At 69.2% G+C, this 292-nt stretch carries 1 protein-coding gene; it reads right to left on the bottom strand.

Annotated features, from left to right (window positions below; genetic code table 11):
- The coding region (locus tag B7767_RS44250) for a ketoacyl-synthetase C-terminal extension domain-containing protein (protein WP_143653081.1) at nt 1-292 on the bottom strand (292 nt) is incomplete at both ends.

Genomic DNA, 292 nt, shown 5'->3' with positions numbered 1-292 from the left:
CTCGGGTTGTTCGAGGATGACGTGGGCGTTGGTGCCGCTGATGCCGAACGAGGACACCCCCGCACGACGAGGCCCCGGGCCCTGCGCCCATTCCACCGGTTCGGTCAGCAGCTCCACCGCGCCCGCCGACCAGTCCACGTGCGACGACGGCGCATCCACATGCAGCGTCCGCGGCAGCACACCGTGCCGCATCGCCATCACCATCTTGATCACACCGGCCACACCCGCCGCAGCCTGCGTATGACCCAGGTTCGACTTCACCGACCCCAGCCACAACGGCCGGTCCTCCGGA

This window comes from Streptomyces sp. 13-12-16 (assembly GCF_002114215.1).
In the GTDB taxonomy this organism is placed as follows: domain Bacteria; phylum Actinomycetota; class Actinomycetes; order Streptomycetales; family Streptomycetaceae; genus Streptomyces.
Note: the sequence above shows the minus strand (reverse complement) of the source record. Positions and strands in the feature narration are given on the sequence as shown.